A 26,296-nucleotide genomic window follows, 5' to 3' on the forward strand; every position below is an offset into this window, starting at 1 on the left:
GTTTATCACATCTTTTTGATGGTGTCAACTGTTAATTTTTTCTTGTTGCTCCCTGCTCTTTTGAGACAGGAATGTCAGTTTAACACGAATCATGTCTTCTGTCAACTGTCAATTTTTTCTTGTTGTTCCGTACCCCCTCTCGGTAGGCACTTAGCTTGTGACAGCTTGATTATGCTACCATTTGTTTATACTTATGTCAACTGCCAATTTTTTACTTAAAATTTCAGGGGAATGGATCAAATTTGTTTGCTCGTTGCTACTCGCACAAATTTGGCATAGAAAACAAGGATGCTTGGTTCTCCCAAAACATCCTTGTTTATAAAAAATTCTCTCAAATATACTAATCTATAGGTTTCATTGTTGGGAACAATATAATATCCCTGATTGTCGGCTGGTTGGTTATAAGCATTATAACTCTGTCAACACCGATTCCAAGTCCGCCTGTGGGAGGAAGTCCTACCTCTATGGCATTAATGAAGTCATTGTCCATCATGTGAGCTTCATCGTCTCCGGCTTCTTTTTGTTTTACTTGTTCTTCAAATCTTTCTCTTTGATCTATAGGGTCATTTAATTCCGAGAAAGCATTAGCAATTTCCCATGTATTGGCAAATGCTTCAAATCTGTCTGTTAATCTTGGATCCTCAGCATTTCTTTTTGCAAGCGGAGAAATTTCAACCGGATGATGCGTAACAAATGTCGGCTGTTCTAAATGCTCTTCACAATATTCTTCGAATAATTCACTTATAACATGACCTCTTGTCATCAAAGGTTTAATTTCTATTCCCTTTTTCTTTGCAATTTCTATCGCTTCTTCATCTGTATTAATCAGGTCAAAATCGACACCTGCATATTCCTTTACCATGTCTTGCATTCTTACTCTTCTCCATGGAGGAGTAAAATCTATAACCTTACCCTGAAATTCAATTTTTGTAGTTCCTCTTGCTTTTTTAGCTACATAAGCGACTATATTTTCAGTCAATGTCATCATATCATTGAAATCTGCGTATGGCTTGTAAACTTCCATTGCTGTGTATTCAGGATTGTGATTTGCATCCATGCCTTCATTTCTGAACATTTTACCCATTTCATAAACACCGTCACCCAAACCGCCTACTACTAATCTTTTCAGAAATAATTCATTTGCAATACGCATATACATGTCTATATCTAATGTATTGTGGTGTGTAATAAAAGGTCTCGCATTAGCACCGCCTGCTATAGGACTTAATATAGGAGTTTCAACCTCTAAGTATCCTTCGCCGTCCAAATATTCTCTGATGCCTCTTATAATTTTATTACGCATTAAAAACACATCTTTTATTTCAGGATTAACAATTAAATCTACATATCTTTGTCTGTATCTTAAATCCATGTCTTTTAATCCATGGAATTTTTCAGGCAATGTCTGCAATGATTTGGATAGAAGTTTTATTTCATTTGCCTTTACAGAAATTTCACCTGTCTTAGTTTTGAATACCTCACCTGCTAAACCAATTATATCACCGATATCGTAAGTTTTAAGCCATTTGTATTCTTCTTCACCTATTGCGTCCTGTTTAACGAACATTTGAATTCTGCCTGAATGGTCTTGAACGTCATAGAATCCGACCTTACCCTGTCCTCTTTTAGACATTATCCTTCCTGCAATAGAAACTATTTTACCTTCCATTTCTTCAAAATTATCTTTTATATATTGAGAATTGGAAGTTACTTCATATTTAGATACTTTATACGGGTCCCTTCCTGCATTGATTAAGTCTTTTAACTTATCTACCCTAACCTGTCTTAAATCACCAGTGTTTTGCTGTTCGCTCAATCACTACACCACCTTATCTTTTGTTATTATATTTTTAAACAGTTAGTATTTCATATTTTATCATATCTCCGACAGGAGATGCAACTTCAATTACATCACCGACTTTTCTGCCCAAAAGAGCTTTTCCCAATGGTGATACATTTGAAATTTTACCTTTAAAAGGATCTGCCTCAGCTGAGCCAACTATCGTATACTCCATAGTTTCGTCAAATTCCAAATCTTTTATGGAAACCTTGGAGCCTACACTTACAACCCCTTTTTGTTTGACTGCCTTTATTATTTTAGCATTCTTAATCATTTGCTCTAATTTTGCTATACGAGTTTCCACGTTAGCCTGTTCATTCTTGGCTTCATCATATTCTGCATTTTCGCTTATATCCCCAAAAGCTAAAGCAACCTTAATTTTTTCGGAAATTTCTTTTCTTTTAACAAGCTTTAAAAATTCTAATTCATTTTTTAATTCTTCCAAACCCTCAGCAGTAATCAAAGTTTCATTATTTTTCATACTATTGCTCCTTTTAATAATGTTGCTTGTTACAATTAATGCAATTTACATATTATATATATTATGTTCAGTACATGATGTTAATCTATTCTATTATAAATTTAATATAATATGATAATTAGATAGCAATTCTTTTTAATTAATTAAAACATTATAATCAACGATGATAAAAAAGTCAAGAATAATTGTTTTAATTTCCAATGCATTGCATATATTCATCTAATATATTATATAAATCGGTTGCTTTTGAAATTTTGTTAATTTTATTTCTTGCCTCTGATGAGCCTTTCATACCCTTCATATACCAGGCAGCGAACTTACGCATTTCCAGTATGGCGATTTTCTCATCCAATTCTTTTATAAGCATTTCAGCATGTTTTTTTATTATTTGAATTTTATCAGTCGCTGTCGGCACATAGAAATTATAATCATCGTTAAATGCTTTTACTATATTTTTTATAAGCCACGGATTACCTAAAATTCCTCTTCCCACCATTACACCGTCACAGTTAGTATCTTTAATCATTTTAACCGCATCCTCAGGTGTAAAAATATCTCCGTTTCCTATGACAGGAACATTAACTTTTTCTTTTACTTCCTTAATTATATTGTTAGATGACTTGCCTGTATAAAACTGTTCTCTCGTCCTGCCGTGTACAGCAATTAAATCGACTCCGTTATATTCTAAATTTTGTGCGATCTCTACCGCATTTATACTTCTGCTGTCCCATCCTGCTCTTATTTTAGCGGTAACCGGCTTATTTGAAACCTTTTTTATTTTATTTATTATATCGCCTGCTAACTCAGGGGTTTTCATAAGTGCGCTTCCGTCACCGTTTTTCACTATTTTCGGAGTCGGACATCCCATGTTAACATCTATTATATCGATATCTTTTCTTTTATTGATGTAATTTTCAACTACATAAGCCATAATATCCGGATCGCTTCCAAAAATCTGCAATGATACGGGTCTGTTATTTTCATTTATTTTCATTAATCTATTGGTTTTTATGTCATTATAATATAATCCCTTTGCACTGACCATTTCCGTATAAACTAAGACGGCTCCCATTTCTTTGCATATTGTTCTGTAGGTTATGTCTGTTACCCCTGCCATTGGTGCAAGAACTACATTTTCATCTAATTCTATATTCCCTATCTTAAATTTCATATATTAATATAGTTTCTCCCGGATCTAAAATTTCTTCGTTACCTTTTTCATTTGCTACTATAAGCCGCCCCTCTCCATCTATTCCTTCAACAAAAACCTTTCTCTTGGTTTTCTTGCCTTTTTTCATTACTTCAATTTCCTTGTTAATAATAGATGAATTATTTGTACAGATTTCTATCGGCTCCTTTAGGTTGTTTTTAATCAGATTATTATAATAGATCTCAAAATTATTGAGTAAGCTTCCTATGAATAATTCCCTGTCAATATTATCCCCCGATTCTATCTTTAAAGATGTAGACGTATTTTTAATGCCTTCATCTATATTGAAATCTTCATTATCCATGTTAGCATTAATTCCAAAAGAAATAGTAACTCCATCAGAATTTTTTCCTATAAAATTGCTTATAATAGAGGATGTCTTTTTACCGTTTATTAATATATCGTTTGGCCATTTTATTTTACAATCTATGTTATATAATTCAAGTATTGTTTTATGTAAAGCTGCACAGCTTATCATATCCATTTTTGATATTAAAAGATTATTTACCAAAGATTTTAAAATTATACTTAAATAAATATTCTTGTCAGGAAGGCAGTGCCATTCATTACCCATTCTCATAATGCATTTTGATTGGTTTTCAGATAAAACAATTAAACCCTCAGGGCATGTATTGAATATACTTTTTGCCTTTGTGGCAGTGGATAATAAGAAGTCGTATTGAATTATAGCCCGTCCTATTGTATCAGTGTTCAAACATTCGTTAATTTTGTTTAAATCATACATTTTAATCACCTTTTCTTCCGATATATATTACTATATAGATACATTTTCGTCAAGAAAACTTGCAAAAAATGTTACAATTATTTAACACAAAGTAATCTTGACAGCATTTATGCATTAGTGTACTATTGAACTATGATACTAATTCACTAATAATAAAGAAGAAGGTGAAACATGGAATTTAATAATAATATACCAATCTATATACAGGTCATTGAGAAAATTAAGCAGGAAATAGTCACAGGCAAATTAAAATCAGGAGAAAAGATGCCTTCCTCAAGAGACTATGGCAATGAACTTGGAATAAATTTCAATACGGTAGCAAGGGTTTATAAGGAGATGGAAATGGAAGAATTATTATTTACAAAAAGGGGATTGGGAACATTCGTTACCGAATCCGAGGACAGAGTAGGTCAGCTCAGATACGAAATGGCAAAAAAACAAATAGAAAATTTTATATTCAATATGAAGCAAATCGGCTACACAAAAGAAGATATGATTAAATTTATTGAAACAGAAAATTATACGGAAGGTGATGAGTAAATTGGAACTATTAAGGATAGAAAATTTAAGTAAAAGATATTATAACAAGACCGCTTTAAATGATATAAATTTATCGATCGAAAAGGGTAAAATATATGGACTTTTAGGTCCTAACGGCAGCGGTAAAACAACTCTTATGAAAATTATCGCAGGATTGCACAAGCAAACTGCAGGCAATGTTTTGATCAGCGGTGAACCACTGTCGTACAAGACAAAAGCTGTAATTTCTTATATGCCTACAGAAAATTATATGTACGGTGAATTTAAGGTTAAGCAGGTTGTAAAATTCTATAAAGATATGTATGAAGATTTTCAGGAAGACACTGCTTTAAAAATACTCAACGACATAAAAGTTGATACTGAATTTAAAATATCAAAGCTATCCTCCGGATTAATCGGAAAATTAAAGGTAGCTCTGACTTTATCAAGAAACACTGAGTTTTATATGCTGGATGAGCCGTTAAACGGTGTTGATGTATTATCAAGAGATGTGATAATAGATTTAATAACAAAATCCTACAATGAAAACAAAACAATAATCATTTCAACTCATTTAGTCAGTGAAATAGAAAAAATACTTGATTCTGTAATCTTTTTAAAAGACGGTAACATAGAGCTTCACGGTGATGCCGAGGAATTGAGATCAGCAAAGGGAATGTCCGTAGAGGGACTTTATAAGGAGGTATTCAGGAATGCTTAATTTAATAAAATATGAGTTAATAAAGAAATATAAATTATTTATTATAACAATTATTTCATCTTTAGTGCTTAATCTATATCTTTTGACAAAAGGCGCAGCAGGAAGCACATTATTTATAGCAATTTTTCCGATAGTTATTGCAATTTTGTACATTGTTGATATTATAAAAATGTACAGTGACGATTTAAATAAGAAATCAGGTTATATGTTGTTTATGACTCCGAACAGCGGATATAAAATAGTTGTATCGAAGCTTATGACTGCAGTGCTTGAAGTATTAGCCATATTGGTTATATATTTTATATTCATTCTTTTAAATGGCGCTTATATAATGTATTCAAGCAGTGTTGATATGAATTTCTATGAAGTAATAAAATTTATCAATGATACCTTAACGGGAAAATTAGGTATTAATTTATTTCATGTATTCTTAGCTTTATTTACCCTCTTTGTATTTCTAATCGCCTTTATAACAACCGTATATACATCTATGACAATCAGAAAAAGTTTATTCTCCGAAGTAAAATTTGGTGCCTTATTAAGTTTTTTAATATTCTTGGTATTAAACTGGGTAATAATGTATCTGTCATCTAATATATACAGCTTTATGACACCTTGGTATGAACCGATAATATATTCATCACCCAGTACAACCGTTCAAGCATTTTACATGTCTTTACCTGTAAACACATTTTCAATAATTCAAAGTATAGCCTTAACATTTTGTTCTGGGTATCTTTTAGAAAATAAAATTAATTTATAGAATAAGGGGAATTTATGAAAAGAGTTATATGTATTTTAATAATTTTAATGCTTTCATTAAGCGGATGTGCATCATTTAATGAAGTTGATGCGGATAAGGTTAAGGATGTCTCTGATAAAATAACGCAGACAATAATAGATTCCGTAGGAAAAGAAAATGCGGAAAGACAAGAATCTCACAAATTAGAAGCAAAAAATTTAAGTAAATTAAAAATAGAAAGCTCGGTGGGAGATATATTTATAGCTGCACACGACTCAAGTGAGGCAACAGTTGATATTAAAATTACCGCAAAATCAAGTTCAAAGGAAAGGTCCCAGGAATTAGTCGATAACTTCAGTTATTCAGTCATGGAAAAATGGGATGCAATAGAAATCAATACAATACAGGACGACATAAAAATACTGAATAGTGATAATATACAGACAGAGCTTACAATAAATATTCCGAAAAATATAGAAAGCTTCATTATAGCATTAAATGTAGGAGAAATAACCGTTAATAATACTGACGGTCAATTTGAAATAAACAATAATGTGGGAAATATTGAAATTAATAATTCCGTCGGTTCATTCAATCTAAAAGCTGATGTAGGTGAAATTGTATTAAACAGCTGTACACCATTAAACAAGACTGAATTAAAAACGAACACCGGTGATATAAAAGCTGTATTTTCGGATATTTCTGATGCTCGAACCATTAAAGCCGAAACAGGTGTAGGCGATATTGAAATAACAACTCCCGATAACTCAAGCTATGAAGCTGAAATAGATGAATTCATGCAAGATAAAATGGTAGTATACAAAGAGAACAAAAATACAAAAATAGAACTTAAGACAGGTGTGGGAGATATAAACTTTAAATAAAAAAAGATGCAAACGCATCTTTTTTTCGTTTTGTTTTGCTTAAATGGTGGTATAATGAACATAAAAGAAAAATTACGCTGGAGCCTAACATGAAAAATAACAATGACTTGCCTATTTACTTATTTCATCAAGGTACAAACTATTATGCATATAAATTTTTAGGAGCACATGTTAATAGCGAAAACAATAGTACTGTTTTCAGAATTTGGGCAGTCAATGCAAAAAGTGTACATGTAGTCGGCAGCTTTAACAATTGGCAAAAAAAAGATAAATATAAAATGAAAAAAATAAAAGGCAGCAGCATATGGGAATTGCATCTGCCTTTTATTGCATTGGCGGAATTTTATAAATATTTGATTACGGGCAAAGACGGTAACGAAACGTTTAAATCAGACCCGTTTGCATTTTATTCTCAAACTAAGGAAGATACTGCCTCCATAGTGTATGATATAAATACGTATCAATGGAATGACCAAAGCTGGCAGGATTATAAAAATAAATACAACATATATGAGCTTCCCATAAACATTTATGAACTTAACTTATCCTCCTGGAAGCATAAAGAAAACGGTGAATTATATACATACAGAGAAATAACTGAAATATTAATAAATCATGTTAAGGAACATAATTTTACACATATAGAACTTATGCCTGTAATGGAACATCCTTTTGACGGCTCTTGGGGTTATCAGATTTCCGGCTACTATGCCCCTACTAAACGTTATGGAGAGCCGAATGATTTGAAATATCTCATAGATCAGTGCCATCAAAATGGAATAGGTGTAATACTCGACTGGGTTCCTGCTCATTTTCCTAAGGACGCTCATGGCTTATATATGTTTGACGGAAGCAGCATGTTTGAATATGAAGATATAAACAAAAGAGAAAACAAAAGCTGGGGTACTCATAAATTCGATTACGGTAAACCTGAGGTGCAATCCTTTTTAATATCTAATGCAATATACTGGTTGGAAGAGTTCCATGCTGACGGTTTAAGAGTTGATGCGGTAAGCTCCATGCTTTACTTAAGCTACGATAAAAAACCGGGAGAATGGACTCCAAACAAATACGGGGGAAACGAGAACCTTGAAGCAATAGATCTCATAAAAAAATTAAACGAAGCGGTATTTAAATTGCATCCGAATACCATGATGATTGCCGAGGAATCCACTGCATGGCCGATGGTTACTAAACCTGTCTACCTTGGAGGATTAGGTTTTAATTTTAAATGGAACATGGGTTGGATGAACGATATTTTAGACTACATGGAAACTAATCCGCTTTTCAGAAAATATAAGCATAAAAACATAACATTTTCATTGCACTATGCTTTCAGTGAAAATTTTGTACTTCCCCTGTCTCACGATGAAGTTGTTCACGGAAAAAAATCACTGCTTGACAAAATGCCTGAGCCGTATGAAGAGAAATTTGCAAACCTTAGGGTTCTTCTTGGTTTTATGATGGCACATCCCGGTAAAAAGCTTAATTTTATGGGATATGAAGTAGGACAATTTACTGAATGGAACCATGAAAAAGAAATAGAATGGTTTATGACAAATTATGAATATCATAAAAAATTAAACATATATATTAAAAGTTTGAATGAATTGTATATAAATAACTCTGAATTTTGGGAAATAGATTTTTCATGGGAAGGTTTCAAGTGGATTTCCAACGATGACTTTGAACAGAATATTATTTCATTTAAACGCATAAACAAAAAAGGCGATGAATTAATAGCAGTTATTAATTTCTCTCCTGTTGAAAGACAAAATTATTTAATAGGTGCAGAAGAAGGAATTTATACTGAGATTTTTAACTCTAATGAATCAGAATTTGGAGGAACAGGTTCAGGCAACAAAGGAATTTTAACATCATCTGCCGGAAAAATGCACGGATATGATTATAACATATCTTTGACTGTACCACCACTTTCCGTATTATTTCTTAAGAAGGATAAAAAGGTTAATATGAACAAAATGGGAGGTAGAATATATGAAATTAACTAAAAAAGAATGTGTCGTTATGCTGCTTGCCGGCGGTCAGGGAAGCCGTCTCGGTGATCTTACAAAAAAAATAGCAAAACCATCCGTACCATTTGGCGGAAAATACAGAATTATTGATTTTACATTGTCAAATTGTATAAACTCCGGACTTGATACAATAGGTGTTTTAACACAGTATCAGCCGTTAATTTTAAACTCATACATAGGTGACGGTAAAAGCTGGGATTTAGACAGGATGTACGGTGGCATTCAAATACTTCCTCCTTATCAGAGGGTAGGTGATTCCGAATGGTATTCAGGAACTGCAAATGCAATATTTCAAAACATTGATTATATAGATCAGTATGATCCGGAATATGTGTTGGTATTATCGGGGGACCATATATATAAGATGGATTATTCCTTGATGATAAAATATCATAAGGAAAAAAATGCCGATTGCACAATTTCCGTTATAAATGTTCCTCTTAAAGAAGCATCAAGGTTTGGAATACTTAATGCCGACAGCGAAGGCAGAATTATAGATTTCGAGGAAAAACCCAAGAAACCAAGAAGCACTAAGGCATCCATGGGAATATACGTTTTTAATTGGCAAAAGCTCAAAAAGTATCTGAGTTTGGACGACAATAATCTCAATTCTTCAAAGGATTTTGGAAAGGATGTAATTCCATTAATGTTAAGTTCAAAAGAAAAATTGTACTCTTATGAATTTAAAGGATACTGGAAGGACGTAGGAACTATTGATTCATTATGGGAAGCAAACATGGATTTATTGGGATGCAACGGTTTTGATTTGTCAGGTGACTGGGTTATCTATTCAAGACATACCGAAAGACCTCCTCAATATTTAAGCGAAAACTCTAATGTTAAAAATTCCATCGTTTCAGAAGGCGCAGTAATTTTCGGCGCCGTTGAAAATTCAATAATTTTCTCTGGAGTTAAAATCGGCGAAAATGCGGTTGTTAAAGATTCTGTAATTATGGCGGATGTTGAAATAAAGGAAGATTCAATAATTAATAACTCTATAATAGACGAAATGGTTGTTATCGGACCAGGGTTAAAAATAGGTACTCCAAAGGATTTAAATTTAGGAATTACGGTTATACCAAGAGAAAGTGTTATAAATTGCATGAAGGAGGAGAAATAATATGAATGCTTTAGGAATTATATTTTCTGATATGCAGGATTGGAGCATGACAGAACTTGCATCACATCGTTCGGTATCTGCCATACCGTTTGGCGGCAGATACCGGCTGATAGATTTCCCTCTGTCCAATATGGTTAATTCCGGCATAAACAAGGTATGCATTATTACAAAAAGTAATTACAGGTCCCTGATGGAGCATGTGGGCTCGGGAAAGGACTGGGACTTATCAAGAAAAAAGGGCGGAATACTGATATTTCCTCCATATGCAGTGGGAGAAAACCATGGATTGTTTCAAGGAAGATTAGATGCTCTTAAAAGAGTTCTTGATTATATTTCTTCTTCAAAAGAAAAATATGTTATTTTGTCTGACTGCGATATTATTTACAATATAAACTACAAGGACGTAATAAAATATCATGAAGAAAAAAATTCAGATATTACGGCCGTTTATATTAAAACAAACATAAATAATAACAATTCAACCCATAAAATAATTTATAGATTTGATGATGATAAGAGAGCAAGCGACATTTTAGTATATCCTGTCACCAACGGAGTTCACGATATAGGATTAAATACATGGGTGATGAACAAGGATTTTTTAGAATCACTGATTCATGATGCAATAGCAAGAAATTATAAGGATTTCAGCTATGATGTGCTTGCAAGGAAAGTTCATTCCTTAAGAATTTACGGTTACGAGTATCAGGGATATTATGCTCATATTGATTCATTTCAAAGCTATTATGACAACAGTATCGGGTTGTTGAAAAATGATAATTTATCAAAACTTTTTTATTCTAAGACCGGACCAATTTATACTAAAACAAAGGATTCAACTCCTACAAAATACTGCAATGATTCAAATGTAAAAAATTCATTAATAGCAAGCGGATGTATTATCGAGGGTACAGTGGAAAACAGCATAATCTTCAGGAATGTAAAAATAGGAAAAAATACGGTAGTCAAAAATTCAATTATAATGCAGCATGGAATCATAGGTGAAAATGCTCAGCTGAATTCTATTATAACAGATACATATGTGCAGGTAACAAATGACAGAGTGCTGCTTGGTTATTCAAATTGTCCGTTCTTTATTAAAAAATATTCGATAGTTTAGGAGGTGAAATTATGAAGAAACTAAAAATTTTATATGTGGCATCTGAAGCCGCCCCTTTTATAACAACAGGCGGTTTGGGAGAAGTAGCCGGCTCACTTCCTAAAGCATTGAAAGAAAAGTACGAGGATGAAACAGACATAAGAATTATAATTCCTCTTTATCAGGAAATAGCAAATAGACACAACCTTGAGTTTATAGGAAAAACAACCGTTCCTTTGGCTTGGAGGCAGCTGTACTGCGGAATATTTAAAAAAGAAATAATGGGAATAACATATTATTTTATAGATAATGAATATTACTTCAAAAGAAGCGAGTGCTACGGTCATTTTGATGATGGCGAAAGATTTGCGTATCTTTCTAAAGCAGTTCTGCAGATATTGCCTGTGATTGATTTTATACCTCACATTATTCATTCCAATGACTGGCAGACATCATTAGTACCTATTTATTTAAAAACCAAGTACATCAACCGTGATGAATATAAGAATATTAAAACAGTACTGACTATTCATAACATTGAATATCAGGGAAAATATGATTTAAATATAGCCGAAGATATATTTGATCTTGCGGGTAACGAAAAATCAATAATTGAATATAACGGTTCAATTAATCTGTTAAAGGGTGCGTTAGAAACTTCCGATATAATAAGCACAGTAAGCGAAAGCTATGCTAAGGAAATATCTGATGATTTCTATGCTCATGGCTTAGCATCGATTATAAATAAAAATTCAATAAAAATCAGAGGAATATTAAACGGTATTGACACGGATTTTTATAATCCCGATACTGACAGTGCATTGTTTGAAAATTATAATTCAGAAAACATATCAGCTAAATACGTGAATAAAATAAATCTTCAATCAATGGCAGGATTGCCCCAAAAGAAGGAAGTCCCTGTTATTGCAATTATTTCAAGGTTGGTTAAGCATAAAGGTTTTGATTTAATAATAAATGCAATAGAAGAACTTTTAAGGGAAAAGATTCAAATAATAATATTAGGCAAAGGTGACAGAAATTATGAATTATGCTTTAAATCTCTGCAAGATAAATATCATGACAAAATAGCAGTAAGAATAGATTTCAATTCCGACTTTGCAAGAAAATTGTATGCAGGTGCTGACATTTTCTTAATGCCCTCAATCAGTGAACCATGCGGCATAGCACAAATGATTTCATCAAGATACGGCACAGTTCCGGTTGTGCGTGAAACAGGAGGACTTAAGGATTCAATAAAAGATGCAAGCTTAGGCACAGGAAACGGATTCACTTTTTATGAGCAAACTCCTGAAAATCTGATAAATGCAGTTAAAAGAGCTCTATCAGTGTATAATAATAAAGGTCAATGGGAAAGTTTAGTTAAAACAGTTATGTCGGTTGATTTCAGCTGGGAAAAATCAGCTGAAAAATACTATGACATGTATAATAATTTGTTAGGAGATAGATAATGCGGGAAAAAAACATCGAAGCAAAGCACATCAATTCACTGATAGACGAAGAAATTTCTCGATATTGGAACATAGAGCCCAATAGCGTAAATTCAATTCAAATTTATAGATCACTTTCGGTTGTAATAAGAGATATGCTTCTGAAAAAACATAATTATTTTAAGAGCTTGGTGAATAAGAATGAACAAAAGCAGGTTTACTATATGTGCATGGAATTTTTAGTCGGTAAATCTCTTAGAAACAACCTATATAATTTGAAAATTGAGAAAGAAACCGAAATTGCCTTAGAAAAATATAATGTTAAGTTAGAAGAGCTTTATGCAATAGAAAAGGACCCCGGACTCGGAAACGGCGGTTTAGGCAGATTAGCGGCTTGCTTTATGGATTCCTTAGCAACTCAGGGTTATCCCGCAACCGGATTCTCCATAAAATATGAGTTTGGTCTGTTTAAGCAAAAAATTATTGACGGATGGCAGACCGAATTGCCGGATGACTGGCTCACAACCTCTGATGTATGGCTTGTTGCAAAGACAGAGGAAAGAGTTGTAGTTAAGTTTGACGGTAAAATCAGAGAAGAATGGACTCAAAACGGCTTAGTGATACATTACGATTACCCCACTGAAATTGAAGCAATACCATATGATATGTTCATATCCGGTTATGACGGTGATGGAGTCAGTTTGTTAAGATTATGGGAATCAAAGAGCTTGAATTCTATTGATATGAACTTATTCTCACAAGGCGATTACATAAGAGCTCTGTCTGAGGATTCTATGGCCGAAGCAATATCAAAAGTATTGTATCCGGCAGACAACCATTACGAAGGAAAAATATTGAGATTAAAACAGCAGTATTTCTTAGTTTCAGCTTCAGCACAGACAATTATAAAAAAACATTATAAGAAATATAAAACTCTAAATAATTTAAGTGAAAAGGCTGCAATTCACATAAATGATACTCATCCTGCATTAATTATTCCGGAGCTTATGCGTATTTTAATGGACGACTACGGATATTCGTGGGAAAAAGCATGGTATATTGTTGTTAACACCGTATCCTATACAAATCATACCGTATTGTCTGAAGCATTGGAGACCTTCGATATAAACATAGTAAAAACAAAGCTGCCAAGAATTTTTATGATTATAAGCGAAATAAACAGACGATTTTTGCAGGAGGCAGGTTCAAGATATAACGACTTTAACAAAGCTGAGCAAATGTCCATATTCGGATATGACAAAATAAATATGGCTAACCTATGTATAATAGGAAGCCATACCGTCAACGGAGTTGCAAAGCTTCATTCAGAAATATTAAAAAGAACTGTTTTTAAAAAGTTTTATGAATACAGCCCGGATAAGTTCATCAATGTTACTAACGGCATAACACATCGAAGATGGTTAAATCAGGCCAATCCAAACCTCAAAAATCTTTTGGATGATTTAATTGGATCTGATTACACAAAGTATCCATCGAAGCTGTCGGAGCTGAAAAAATATATAAATGATGACACCGTCTTAAATAAATTAAATGAGATTAAGTATGAAAACAAAAATCTGTTAGCAGATTTTATTCATAATACTTATCATATAGATATAAATGTAGATTCAATATTTGACATACAGGCGAAAAGGTTGCATGAATATAAAAGGCAGCTCCTGAATGCACTGAGAATAATAAGCTTGATAATCGATATAAATGAGGGAAATACAGAACACATCAAGCCTGAAACATTTATATTCGCAGCAAAAGCAGCACCCGGATACTACAGGGCAAAGGAAATTATACAGCTGATTGTTGCATTAAGCGATTATATAAACAAAAATGCGTTTATAAAAAAATTTATAAATGTTGTCTTTGTTGAAAACTATTCAGTATCCTTAGCTGAAATAATAATACCTGCCGGAGAGCTAAGTGAACAAATTTCATTGGCAGGTAAGGAGGCCAGCGGAACAGGAAACATGAAATTCATGCTTAACGGAGCCGTAACTATCGGAACCTATGACGGTGCCAACGTGGAAATTATTAATCAGGTTGGAGAAGAAAACTTCTTTTTGTTTGGAATGAGAGATTACGAAGTGGAAAACTTGTGGAAAACAGGTTATTCCTCTATACAATATTACCAGAGAAGCTTAAGGTTAAGGAAGATTATAGATTTTTTAAACAAGGGAATTCCTGCAAAATCCTTCCAATCTATAAGCAAATACCTGTTAGGCGATTCTCAGGTTGGTGATCCATACATGTGCTTTGCTGATTTTGACAGTTACTTGGATATTCATAACAAAGCATCTTCAATTTATTTCAATGACAAAAGGAGATGGAATCAGATGTCTTTAATGAATATTGCATCTGCCGGATTTTTTTCCTCAGACAGAACTATAAATGAATATGCAGATAATATCTGGAGACTGTCCTCACATTACATGCAATAACTAAGAATACCTTCAGGGGGTAAAATGTATATTTTCGACAATCAATCAGAATTTTTCAGGTACCCTCAAGGGGGAATCAGAACAAACACCGAAATAACTATTAAAATCCATATTAAAAAAAATGCTTCACACAATCCAAAAATCATTATAGAAAAAAGAAATAATCATGATAAGATTTTCTATAAGGAAATACCGTTAAGCTGGATCGGAACAGAAAATTCTTATGACTTATATAAAGGAATATTTGCAATAAAGGAATATGGTCATTATTTTTATTCCTTTATTTTTAATGAGAATAATTCTTCACCAACCTATGAGATGCTTATTTATACCGAAGATTATGAAACCCCTAAATGGATAAAGGGAGGAATAATATATCATATATTTATCGATAGATTTTACAGAGAAAAATTATTAAACAAAAATACTAAAAGAAAAATTATTATAAGAAATGACTGGGGAGGCATACCGAATTATATTCCTGATGAAAATGAAAAAATCAATAACAATGATTTTTTCGGCGGCAATATAGAAGGAATAATAAAAAAACTTCCCTACCTTAATGAGCTTGGAGTTACAGCTATCTACCTGTCTCCTATTTTTGAGGCATATTCTAATCATAAGTATGATATAGGTGATTATTTAAAAATTGACCCTATGTTTGGTGACGAGGCAGCTCTTTCACAATTATGCAAGGAAGCCGGGAAATATGGTATGGGCGTGATTTTAGACGGAGTTTTCAGCCATACAGGCGATGACAGCATTTATTTTAATAAATATGGCAGCTATAATTCCATAGGCGCATATCAAAGCAAGCTGTCACGTTATTATGATTGGTACACCTTCAATAAATGGAACGATGATTATGTAAGCTGGTGGGGGATCAAGACGCTGCCTGAAGTAAACGAAGAAAACGAAATCTATATTGATTTTATAACAGGTGAAAATGGAGTTATAAAACACTGGCAAAACGTAGGCATTAAGGGATGGCGTTTAGATGTTGCCGATGAGCTTCCCGATAATTTCCTGAACATTCTCAGAAATTCCGTTAAATCTCATAATCCTGATTCTTTCATAGTCGGCGAAGTTTGGGAAGACGCAGCCAACAAATTTTCCTATAACAAATTAAAGGAATATTTCTGCGGAAACCAGCTTGATTCCGTAACGAATTATCCTTTAAAGGATGCCCTAATACATTATGTCAAAAACAAGGATTGTGGTGCATTATATGAAACTATGAATTCAATTGTTGAAAAATACCCTCCGCAAGCAGTGAATGGACTTATGAACATAATAGGCACTCACGATACGGAAAGAATTCTCACAGTTTTAGGAAGTGAAGCACGACCGAAAAGCAAAGAGGAAAGAGCAAAATATAAGTTAAATAACAAAGAAATAAAAAAAGGAATTGAATTGTTAAAAATCGCAAGCTTACTCCAATTTACCCTTCCCGGTGTACCTTGTATTTATTACGGAGATGAAGCAGGTGCAGAGGGCTTTGAAGACCCCTTTAACAGATTATGCTATCCCTGGGGAAATGAAAACTTAGGAATTTTAAATCATTACAAATTTCTGTCGTCTTTACGAAAAAACAATCTCTTTAAAGATGGAAAATACAAGTGCATAATACACGACAGGGAAGTATTTGCTTTTGAACGGTATAACCAGAAAAACAGGGTTATAATTGCAGTCAATCTGTCTAATGAAACAATAACCTTAAAATTTAAAGAAAACATGAAGGAATATAAAAAAGGTATAACTAATAACAATTTTCTTATTAATCAAGAAAATTATTTAATACTTTTTAGTTGACTTTCTTTCACTCTCCAGGTCCAATTTCCGCCAACAGTTGACGGAATATTAATTCTTGCTCCGGAACCCAAATGAAGATAATCCTGAAGGGGTATGATAACAATGTCAGCTTTGCTGTTTATCACACTTTGAATTAATTCGTCCAATATTTCATCTTCTTTTTTTGCGGCGATATTTAATACTTTCAATACATATTGTTGTTTTTCTTTGCTTAATTTGTTGTACCAGCCTTTTAATGTATCATTATCATGGGTATCGGTATAGCCAATTGTATTTTCTTCATAATTTATGGGCAGATGCGGATTATCAGGATTGCCGTCAAATGCAAATTGCAAGACTCTCATTCCCGGGAAATTAAATTCTTCCTTTAATTTAATTACATTGTCCGTGATAGTCCCCAAATCCTCTGCAATAATATTTAAGCTTCCTATCTCCTTAAGTGCTTTATTAAAAAGCTCTTTTCCATATGCAGGATACCACTTGCCCTTTATTGCATTTTCAGAACCGTAAGATACAGCCCAATATTCATCAAAACCACGAAAATGATCAATTCTGACTAAATCATACAGTTGTAGCGACCATTTAATTCTATCTATCCACCATTTATATGAATTTTCTTTAAGGTATCCCCAGTCGTAAACAGGATTTCCCCAAAGCTGACCCTCTGAAGAAAAATAATCGGGAGGAACGCCTGCAACCATTGTAAAATTAATATTTTCATCTGTAGCAAACAATCTTCTGTTAACCCAAGCTTCAACGCTGTCTTCAGCAGCATAAATCGGCATGTCACCTATAATGGAAACACCTTTTAAGTTAGCATACTCTTTTAATTTAAAATACTGCTCATAAAATAAATATTGAAGAAATACCCAAAAGTCAATTTCCTGTGATAAATTTTTCTCTTCCCCTTTAAGGATTTCCACATCTCTGTTTTTAATATGCTCATTCCATTTATACCATGGTTGTTGATTATTTTTGTATTTTAATGCCATAAACAAAGAATAATCATTCACCCATTTGTTTTCAGCTTTAAACGTCGATATCTCTTTATAATATTTATTTATTGAATTTTTATATGCCTTAAAAAGTATCTTATATCTATAATTAAACTGTTTTTCATAATCTACATAATTTTCATCCGAATTTAATAATTCACAATCATCACCCTTTATAAGTCCCTCTTCCACCAACATTTCCAAATCTATATAATACGGATTCCCGGCATATACGGAAAAGGTCGAATATGGTGAATCACCAAATGAAACAGGTCCCAAGGGCAGAACCTGCCAATATTTTTGTCCGAATGAAATCAAAAAATCTATGAATTTATATGCTGCTTTTCCAAAGGTTCCTATGCCGTATTTAGACGGAAGTGAACTTACAGGCAACAAGATGCCTGAACTTCTGTTAAACATATCTTCTCCTTAATGGGTAAATCAAGGGACGGTCAAAAAGAACCGTCCACAATGTCCACTTATAAATATTTCTTCAACATATTAACCTTATCTGTTTGCTCCCAGGGAAGATTTAAATCGTCTCTTCCAAAATGTCCGTAAGCAGCAATCTGTTTGTAAATAGGCCTTCTCAAATCGAATTTTTCTATTATGGAAGCCGGTCTTAAATCAAAGTTTTCAATAATTGCCTTCTCTATTTTTTCATTGTCAATTTTATTTGTACCAAAAGTATCAACCATTATTGAAACCGGTTTAGCAACTCCTATTGCATAAGCAAGCTCAACCTCACATTTATCGGCTAAGCCGGCAGCAACAACATTCTTAGCAATGTGTCTTGCCGCATATGCAGCCGAACGGTCCACTTTTGTAGGATCTTTTCCTGAAAAAGCACCGCCTCCGTGTCTCGCATATCCGCCATAAGTGTCTACTATAATCTTTCTTCCTGTTAAGCCTGAATCTCCCTGAGGACCTCCGATAACGAATCTGCCTGTCGGATTAACAAAATATTTTGTGTTTTCGTCCAGCAGTTCTGACGGAACTGTTGTTTTAACAACGTATTCTATTAAATCCTTTTCAATTGTCTTTCTGTCAACTTCCGGGTTATGTTGTGTAGAAATTACGATAGTGTCGATTCTAACCGGTTTGTTGTCATGATATTCAACTGTAACCTGAGTTTTGCCGTCAGGTCTTAAATAGTTTACAGTTTTATTTTTTCTTACTTCCGTTAATTTGAGTGCTAATTTATGCGCTAATGATATTGGCATAGGCATTAGCTCAGGTGTTTCATTGCATGCAAATCCAAACATCATACCTTGATCTCCCGCACCAATCATATCCTTCGCATCAAGATTGTCCTTTTTGTATTCATCTGCTTCATTGACACCCATGGCAATATCCTGTGACTGCTCTTCGATTGAAGTAAATACGGCGCATGTTTTAAAATCAAAGCCATAATCTGCGTTGTCATAGCCTATATCTTTTATAGTATTTCTTACTATTTTGGGTATGTCAATATAGCAGCTTGTGCTTATCTCTCCTGCTACAAGCACAAAACCTGTCTTAGTAACAGTTTCGCATGCAACTCTTCCGTTTGGATCCTGCTCTAATATAGAATCCAAAATACCATCTGAAATCTGATCACACATTTTGTCCGGATGACCTTCAGTAACCGATTCAGATGTAAATAACCATTTCTTCATATTTTTTCCCTTTCTTTTTATCATAAAGTATAATTTAAACTAACTTCAAAAAGTAATAAACCTCTTCCGCAGAAGAGGTACACTTTATGTATTGCCTCATCTATCGGAATTCTCCGCGGGAATTGGCACCTTGATTTAACAGGCTGCCGGGTTTCATTGGGCCTCGTCCCTCCACCACTCTTGATAAGGAGTTTATTTTTTCATCATAATAGCATATACATTTTTTGTTGTCAATAATTATTATTTTATTAACAACAATTAATATACTCGATTTTGGAACAAAGACATTTAAATTTTCGTCTATATTAAAGTTATAATCCATTTTTAGTATAATTTTCTATGAAGAATTAAACAGTATTGTAATGTTTTATTATTCAGCATATGCTATAATAAGTTTAGGTTAAATTTATGATTGAAAGGAATGAGATATTTGAGTATTAAAAAAATTACAGCATTCTCTGTCGGCTTAGCATTAATGTTCAGCGCTACCGCATACGGTAACTCGCTTTATAATGTTTATGACCTGACAAGTCAAACAAGGTTGTCAACAGGAGTTACTCACGAAAGTATTGAAAGGTATACTTCAATCGGGTGGATTAATATTAATGTTATCAGAGCTGATTTAACAGATAAATATACTAAGGTTGAACCAATTAATAATGAAAACGGAGTTTCTAACCGTGCATCATTAAGCGCTATGATAAAGTCTTCAGGTGCTATAGCAGGAGTAAACGGTGACTTTTTCTATATGGGGGACCCCACATATACATACGGAGCACTTATTAAAGAAGGAAATTTAATAACTTCACCGCTTCCATACAGCTATGGTTATCCCACTGTTTCAAGGCTTTTAAACGGTGACCTTAATATTTCCGTTTGGAATCCTAAGATTACATTGTACGCAGCTGATTCAACTGCATTTGATATAATAGTGCTTAATAAAACCTCCTCATTAGAATGGGGACCAACAATATTAACAACAGATTGGAATAAAACTTCACCGGGTTTTCAAAACAAGGACATAGTTGAAGTTGTTGTAGAAAACAATATAGTTACAGAGGTTAGAAAAAATCAGCCATCTGTAGTAATCCCTGATAATGGATATATTGTAGCAAGCAGCAATGCAGCAACTATGGAACATCTGCAAAATTCATTCATACCGGGACAACCCGTATCTCTTGATATAGAGCTTGATTTTAGTCCCGATCAGGTTGATTGGTCCTACGGTGCTTTGAATTACTTAGTGAAGGACGGTCAGTTAAACGATGTAAGCAGCGAAGTATTAGGTGCACACCCAAGAACCGCAATTGGTTTTAACAGAGATAATACTGAAATGATAATGGTTACAATTGACGGAAGAAATAAAGACTACACAGGTGTTAAGCAAACCGAGCTTGCAGAGATTATGATGGGTCTTGGCGCTTATAATGCAGTAAACATGGATGGCGGAGGTTCTACCACCATGGGTGTTGATTTCTTGAAAAATTCCAATATAACAGTTGTTAATATTCCTTCGGACGGAAGAGAAAGAAAAGTTGCATCAGGTGTCGGAGTATTTAACACATCCCCGGAAAGCGAAAAAGTGGATATAATTGAAATAATTCCCGAGCATGAATCGATATTTAACAATACAGAAACAAATTTAAATCTTAAATTCTACAACGAATATTTCACACCTTTAGAGGTTAAGCCGGCAGATATAAAATATACTGTATATCCCGAGGGGGCAGGAAAGATAGTAAACAATGTATTTTTTCCTGAAAAACCCGGAAAGGCAGTTATTACCGCATCAGCAGACGGTGCTGTCGGAGAAGTTCAAATAAATATATTGGATACGCCTGTTGCACTTAAATTTAATGAAGAAATTTTGGTTATGGGCTTCGAAGAAAAATATGAAATGGGAAGCGTGCTCGGTGTAGACAAGGATGGAAATTCCGCATATATACCTTCAAAGTATCTCTCCTACTCATACAGAAACAAAGTCGGAAAGGTTGAAAACGGAATATTCACTTCGGGAGATGTAAGCAATATAGGTGCAATAACTGCTTCATTTGAAGGTGCAGTTAAGCACATAATTGTAAAGGTTGGTTACAGATATAAAACACTAAACCGTTTTGAGGATTTAAATGATCTTAAATTAAATTTATATCCCGAGGGCTCCAAAGGAAACATATCTATAACAGGGGATTTTGTAAAAGAAGGCTCAAATGCAATTAAGTTGGATTATGATTTTACAAATATGACGGACCAAAGCATTGCATTTATAGAATTCGGAAAGAATCAAGAAGGGATCAAGCTTGAAGATAAACCGAAGGCAATCGGAATGTGGGTTTACGGCGACGGTAAAAATCATTGGCTGAGAACAAGAATTACAGATGCTTACAATAACCAGATTAAACTTACTTTTGCTGATGAAGTTGACTGGACAGGATGGAAGTGGGTTGAGGCACACATACCGGAAGGAACAACATATCCTGTTACATTAAACAACATATATCTTGCTGAAATCAACGAAACAAGAAAAGATTCAGGAACTATTTACGTTGACAATTTAAGAATAATGTATGAACCAAACGATAAGCAGTTAGGACTTCGTGAAGAATCAGTATTTGTCGATTCAATGAAAATGCAAGGAATTTCCGATTTTACAGAAAAATTAATTATTTCCGACAGCAAAAAAGAAAATCTTAAGGATAAGGGAAATATAGTTTCTATTGACGGTATAATTTCAAGCGGAACTATGAGTGCAAGCAATACGACGATGTGGAACAATATTAAAAATATGGTAAACTACAAAGATAAAGTATTGGTTCTATCATTAAACAACAGTTTAGACAGCATTAACGACGAAAGAGAAATAAAAATACTTAAGGATATTTTAGAAAAGGCAGCAGTTGACAATCAAGTATTTGTAGTTTTTAAAGGTCAGGAAGAAAATACATTCATTGAAAAAGGCATAAGATATATTTCCTACGATGACAGCATAGAAATAGCTAAAACTGATTCGGGTGTAAAATATAAAAATTAACATATTTTTACTGATAAATTAGTAAATTGTTTTGATTTGGTGTCAGTCGCTTATACTGTAAGTGTAATAATATTTTATACTTTCGGAGGAATTTTATGTGGAAAGAATTTAAGGAATTCGCATTCAAAGGAAATGTTTTAGATTTAGCAGTGGGTGTTATAATGGGTGGTGCCTTCGGTAAAATCGTAACATCGGTAGTTAATGATTTAATAATGCCTTTACTTGGATTTTTGATGGCAGGCATGGATTTTAAATCTTTGAAATATATTATGAGCCCTGCTGTAATGGAAGGTGAAACTATAGTTAAGCCGGAAGCTGCAATAATGTACGGTAACTTTATACAAAATGTAGTTGATTTCTTAATTGTTGCAGTATCCATCTTCATTTTTATAAAATTAATAAATAAATCAAAAGACAAATTTATAAAACAGCAAGAAGCTGCACCGACTCCGGAAGAGCCAAAAGGACCTACTCAAGAAGAACTTCTTGCAGAAATCAGAGATTTACTTAAGCAGTGAGATTCTTCCCTGCGTTCATGATGACAGAGCCACATTTTATGTGGCTCTGTCAATTTTCCTTGAATTTTTAAAATAATACTGTTAAAATACATTTAGCAGATATTAAATTTAATGGAGGATTTTATGAGTTTATATACAGAATGGACTGAAAATTTAGAAAATATTAAAACTCAGCAAGAATATAACGATTTTTTCAAAGATTACATGGGAAAAGAGGCGGAATTCTATAAAAATATTCTTGAAAATAAAAACCCTGTTGTTGAAGGGATAATTAAGGATTTAGCCGAAAAAAAAGATATGACGACAGTTCAATTTGTTGGTTTTCTTGACGGTGCTAACAACAGCTTTAAAGAATCATTGGTATTGGATGATTTAACCGAAGATTCTGAAATTAAAGCAGAATTTGATTTTGAAAAATTATTATGGAACATGCACGATGCAAAAGCTGAATGGCTTTACGGCATGAAGGAATGGGAAGGAATTTTTGACGAAGAAAAAAGAAAACAAATTAAGAAGGATTATAACAGATCAAAAATAGTTATAAATGAAAATAAAATCGGAAGAAATGACCCATGTCCATGCGGTTCAGGTAAAAAATATAAAAAATGCTGTGGTAAATAACCGCAATTTTGAGGGATAAATGAATGAATAAAACAAAAGGTATATTTTTTGGAATATTAGCAGCTTTTATCTATGGATTTACGCCGATTCTCGGCAAAATGTCATATATGGAAGGAAGTAATTCTTTATCCCTGACTTTTTATAGAAATTTCCTTTCTATTCCCCTTCTTTTTTTTATGCTGAAATTCAATAACGTTCCTGTGAAAATAAATAAAACAGAAGCTAAAAAATTAGCAGTTTTAAGCTCTTTAGGACCTACATTAACAGCACTTACCCTTTACGGCTCATACAATTATATATCGGTAGGCATGTCTACAACCATTCATTATATTTATCCTGTACTCGTTACTGCCGCATGCATTATGATATTTAAGGAGAAAGTCAGTAAAGAAATAATCGTTGCATTAATTCTTTCAACTATAGGCGTAATGATGTTTTTAGAAGGAAATTTCAGCTTGTTTGGTGTATTCCTTTCATTTGTTTCAGGTGTAATATTTGCAGCACATTTGATTTATATCGATAAAAGCGGATTAAATTCTATGTATCCCTTTAAAATAACCTTTTATCTGTCTATCTTTTCATCTGTTTATTTATTTTTATTCGGCATATTAAGTCAGACATTAGTGTTTAACATAACCCCTGTAGGTTGGTTATTTACATTATCAGTTGCATTTTTTGCATCATTCTTAGCAAATTCTTTTATACCAATCGGTGTAAAATACGCAGGACCTACTATTACATCCATAGTAGGTATGTTTGAGCCCATAACAAGCATTATACTTGGAATTATATTTTTAAAAGAGCCTTTAACCGCTCGTAATATAATAGCATGTATATTGATATTAGCGGGAGTATTAATTGTATCATTATTTAAAGATAAAAAAAATGATACTGAAATTAGTATATAATAAATAATCAGTATCCAATAGTGACTTAGCTCATGCTTTGAAAGCTCGTATATACATTTATTTTTTCTCCTCTTGCAAAGCCAATCAATAATATATTTAGTTCTCTTGCCATATCAATAGCCAAGCTGGTTGGAGCCGACCGTGAAATAATAGCAGGTATTCCTCTCTTTGCGGTTTTTATAAGCATTTCCGAGGATATTCTGCCACTTGTTATTACTATTTTATCTGATAAATCGATTCCCTCGATTAAGCTGACTCCTAAAATTTTATCTAAAGCGTTGTGTCTCCCTATATCCTCTTCAAAATACAGAATTTTTTCATCGTCACATAGTCCGCAGCTGTGAACTCCTCCCGTGTTTAAAAAAAGCTCTGATTTTTGATTGAATAATTTGCTTAATTTCGTTACCGTTTCTTTACGGATATTTATTTTTTTCTCAATCTTCTTACACTTTATAGAATCAAGCACATTATAAAATACAGTTCCCTTACCACAGCCGGATGTTATGGCTCGTTTACCTGATAGATTCTCATTCAGCATTTTTCTGTATTTTAAATATACGTATGCTCTTCCCTTTTCTTCATTCAAAAAAACTTTTTCTACCGCATCCAAGGAATTAATATATCCTTCGGAATACAAAAATCCTATAGCAAGCTCCTCTAAGGACTTAGGAGTACATAAAAGCGTAATTATTTCCTCATCGTCTATAAATATGGTAAAGGGGTATTCGATTATTACTTCATCCTCAAATCTGTTTGAAATATCACCTTGAATTTTTATTATTTCATATTTCTTTGTTGTATCCATCAGCTGCTCCAACCACCTGCATTTAACAAGAATTTGTTTAAATCCTCTTTTGTATTTAAATTAAGGAACATATCCCAGTTAGGACTGAATTTGCGTGCATCCTTTTCTTTTATATAGGTTATATTAACATCCTTAATTAGTCCATTAACGGAACGTCTTCCCGATTCAAGGTATTTTTCAATATTTTTTATGAGATCAACCGAATAGAAACTGCAGAACGGTTCAATCCAGTCTCCGAACTTAGTAACACAGCCAAGAGAATTATTATCAGTCAACCTATCCTTCATATAGCGTACATATTCCATATTGATGTTTGGCATGTCACATGCAACTACAAAGGCGAATCTACTTAAGGAATGATTTAGCCCTGCATGTATACCTCCAAGAACTCCCATATCCTTCAATATATCCTTTGTAATTTTATGAGATAACCCGATATATAACTCTGTCTTGTTGGTCACAATTATTATTTCCTCAAATTCTTGTCTAAGCTTTTGAATCAGTTTATCCATTAAGCTCCTTTCATTTATTTTAAGGAGCTGCTTGTCAAAGCCCATTCTGGAGCTTTTTCCTCCGGCCAATATAATTGCTGTTCCAAATTTTTTCATTTTAATCACCGTTCCTTAAGCTTTCAACTGTGTTCAATAAGGGCT

The 26,296-nt window shown here is 33.3% G+C and carries 22 protein-coding genes and 1 riboswitch; of the genes, 14 read left to right on the forward strand and 8 right to left on the reverse strand.

Annotated elements, in window-relative coordinates; translation table 11 throughout:
- Positions 1-340: 340 nt before the first annotated feature.
- The 4 genes from lysS to RT412_RS00020 all read right to left on the reverse strand — a co-directional run bounded on the left by lysS (position 341) and on the right by RT412_RS00020 (position 4,276).
- Complete coding sequence (gene lysS / locus RT412_RS00005) at positions 341-1,816, reverse strand: lysine--tRNA ligase (RefSeq protein WP_313339039.1); 1,476 nt, start codon at positions 1,814-1,816, stop codon at positions 341-343.
- 34 nt (positions 1,817-1,850) lie between these two features.
- Positions 1,851-2,321, reverse strand: coding sequence for a transcription elongation factor GreA (greA, locus tag RT412_RS00010; RefSeq protein ID WP_313339041.1), 471 nt, complete (start codon positions 2,319-2,321; stop codon positions 1,851-1,853).
- A 190-nt stretch (positions 2,322-2,511) separates the two neighbouring features.
- Positions 2,512-3,492, reverse strand: coding sequence for a tRNA dihydrouridine synthase DusB (dusB, locus tag RT412_RS00015; RefSeq protein WP_313339042.1), 981 nt, complete (start codon positions 3,490-3,492; stop codon positions 2,512-2,514).
- A complete protein-coding gene (locus RT412_RS00020) occupies positions 3,482-4,276 on the reverse strand; it encodes a biotin--[acetyl-CoA-carboxylase] ligase (RefSeq protein WP_313339044.1) in 795 nt (264 codons plus the stop codon). Before RT412_RS00020 ends, dusB begins: the two co-directional genes overlap by 11 nt.
- Positions 4,277-4,447: 171 nt before the next feature.
- Here RT412_RS00020 and RT412_RS00025 point away from each other — a divergent pair, with 171 nt between their 5' ends.
- From RT412_RS00025 to RT412_RS00070, 10 genes are all read left to right on the forward strand, one after another.
- Positions 4,448-4,816: a GntR family transcriptional regulator gene (locus RT412_RS00025; RefSeq protein WP_313339045.1), complete on the forward strand. Its 369-nt coding sequence runs from the start codon at positions 4,448-4,450 to the stop codon at positions 4,814-4,816.
- On the forward strand, positions 4,809-5,516 hold the full coding sequence (locus RT412_RS00030; RefSeq protein WP_313339047.1) for an ABC transporter ATP-binding protein: 708 nt from the start codon (positions 4,809-4,811) through the stop codon (positions 5,514-5,516). The genes RT412_RS00025 and RT412_RS00030 overlap by 8 nt, the downstream gene beginning before the upstream one ends.
- Positions 5,509-6,279, forward strand: a complete 771-nt coding sequence (locus tag RT412_RS00035; protein WP_313339049.1) for a hypothetical protein — start codon at positions 5,509-5,511, stop codon at positions 6,277-6,279. The genes RT412_RS00030 and RT412_RS00035 overlap by 8 nt, the downstream gene beginning before the upstream one ends.
- Before the next feature lie 14 nt (positions 6,280-6,293).
- Positions 6,294-7,142, forward strand: coding sequence for a hypothetical protein (locus tag RT412_RS00040; RefSeq protein ID WP_313339050.1), 849 nt, complete (start codon positions 6,294-6,296; stop codon positions 7,140-7,142).
- Between the two features lie 89 nt (positions 7,143-7,231).
- Entirely contained in the window at positions 7,232-9,154 is a 1,923-nt protein-coding gene (gene glgB / locus RT412_RS00045) for a 1,4-alpha-glucan branching protein GlgB (RefSeq protein ID WP_313339052.1), read from the forward strand.
- Positions 9,141-10,298, forward strand: a complete 1,158-nt coding sequence (locus tag RT412_RS00050; protein WP_313339053.1) for a glucose-1-phosphate adenylyltransferase — start codon at positions 9,141-9,143, stop codon at positions 10,296-10,298. The genes glgB and RT412_RS00050 overlap by 14 nt, the downstream gene beginning before the upstream one ends.
- A 1-nt stretch (position 10,299) precedes the next feature.
- A complete protein-coding gene (gene glgD, locus RT412_RS00055; RefSeq protein WP_313339055.1) occupies positions 10,300-11,418 on the forward strand; it encodes a glucose-1-phosphate adenylyltransferase subunit GlgD in 1,119 nt (372 codons plus the stop codon).
- A gap of 11 nt (positions 11,419-11,429) precedes the next feature.
- Complete coding sequence (gene glgA, locus RT412_RS00060) at positions 11,430-12,866, forward strand: glycogen synthase GlgA (RefSeq protein WP_313339057.1); 1,437 nt, start codon at positions 11,430-11,432, stop codon at positions 12,864-12,866.
- Positions 12,866-15,298, forward strand: coding sequence for a glycogen/starch/alpha-glucan phosphorylase (locus RT412_RS00065; RefSeq protein ID WP_313339059.1), 2,433 nt, complete (start codon positions 12,866-12,868; stop codon positions 15,296-15,298). The genes glgA and RT412_RS00065 overlap by 1 nt, the downstream gene beginning before the upstream one ends.
- Positions 15,299-15,322: 24 nt before the next feature.
- On the forward strand, positions 15,323-17,110 hold the full coding sequence (locus tag RT412_RS00070) for a glycoside hydrolase family 13 protein (RefSeq protein ID WP_313339061.1): 1,788 nt from the start codon (positions 15,323-15,325) through the stop codon (positions 17,108-17,110).
- On the opposite strand, the gene malQ is transcribed toward RT412_RS00070, so the two are convergent.
- Together malQ and metK are read right to left on the reverse strand one after the other, a co-directional pair.
- On the reverse strand, positions 17,089-18,525 hold the full coding sequence (gene malQ / locus RT412_RS00075) for a 4-alpha-glucanotransferase (RefSeq protein WP_313339063.1): 1,437 nt from the start codon (positions 18,523-18,525) through the stop codon (positions 17,089-17,091). The genes RT412_RS00070 and malQ overlap by 22 nt on opposite strands.
- Positions 18,526-18,584: 59 nt before the next feature.
- Complete coding sequence (metK, locus tag RT412_RS00080; protein ID WP_313339968.1) at positions 18,585-19,763, reverse strand: methionine adenosyltransferase; 1,179 nt, start codon at positions 19,761-19,763, stop codon at positions 18,585-18,587.
- A gap of 93 nt (positions 19,764-19,856) precedes the next feature.
- Positions 19,857-19,953, reverse strand: a riboswitch (SAM riboswitch).
- Positions 19,954-20,193: 240 nt separating this feature from the next.
- Between metK and RT412_RS00085 the strand changes: the two genes are divergently transcribed.
- From RT412_RS00085 to RT412_RS00100, 4 genes are all read left to right on the forward strand, one after another.
- The gene (locus RT412_RS00085) at positions 20,194-22,791 is read left to right on the forward strand and encodes a phosphodiester glycosidase family protein (protein WP_313339065.1); all 2,598 of its coding nucleotides are present in this window, start codon (positions 20,194-20,196) and stop codon (positions 22,789-22,791) included.
- A gap of 95 nt (positions 22,792-22,886) precedes the next feature.
- Complete coding sequence (mscL, locus tag RT412_RS00090; protein ID WP_313339066.1) at positions 22,887-23,309, forward strand: large-conductance mechanosensitive channel protein MscL; 423 nt, start codon at positions 22,887-22,889, stop codon at positions 23,307-23,309.
- Positions 23,310-23,432: 123 nt separating this feature from the next.
- The gene (locus RT412_RS00095) at positions 23,433-23,930 is read left to right on the forward strand and encodes an SEC-C metal-binding domain-containing protein (protein ID WP_313339068.1); all 498 of its coding nucleotides are present in this window, start codon (positions 23,433-23,435) and stop codon (positions 23,928-23,930) included.
- 23 nt (positions 23,931-23,953) lie between these two features.
- On the forward strand, positions 23,954-24,838 hold the full coding sequence (locus RT412_RS00100) for a DMT family transporter (protein ID WP_313339070.1): 885 nt from the start codon (positions 23,954-23,956) through the stop codon (positions 24,836-24,838).
- Positions 24,839-24,863: 25 nt separating this feature from the next.
- On the opposite strand, the gene fdhD is transcribed toward RT412_RS00100, so the two are convergent.
- Both fdhD and RT412_RS00110 read right to left on the reverse strand, forming a co-directional pair.
- Complete coding sequence (gene fdhD, locus RT412_RS00105; RefSeq protein ID WP_313339072.1) at positions 24,864-25,643, reverse strand: formate dehydrogenase accessory sulfurtransferase FdhD; 780 nt, start codon at positions 25,641-25,643, stop codon at positions 24,864-24,866.
- Positions 25,643-26,251, reverse strand: a complete 609-nt coding sequence (locus RT412_RS00110) for a molybdenum cofactor guanylyltransferase (protein ID WP_313339074.1) — start codon at positions 26,249-26,251, stop codon at positions 25,643-25,645. Before RT412_RS00110 ends, fdhD begins: the two co-directional genes overlap by 1 nt.
- Positions 26,252-26,296: the final 45 nt, after the last annotated feature.

Source organism: Sedimentibacter sp. (assembly GCF_032080165.1).
Taxonomy (GTDB): domain Bacteria; phylum Bacillota; class Clostridia; order Tissierellales; family Sedimentibacteraceae; genus Sedimentibacter.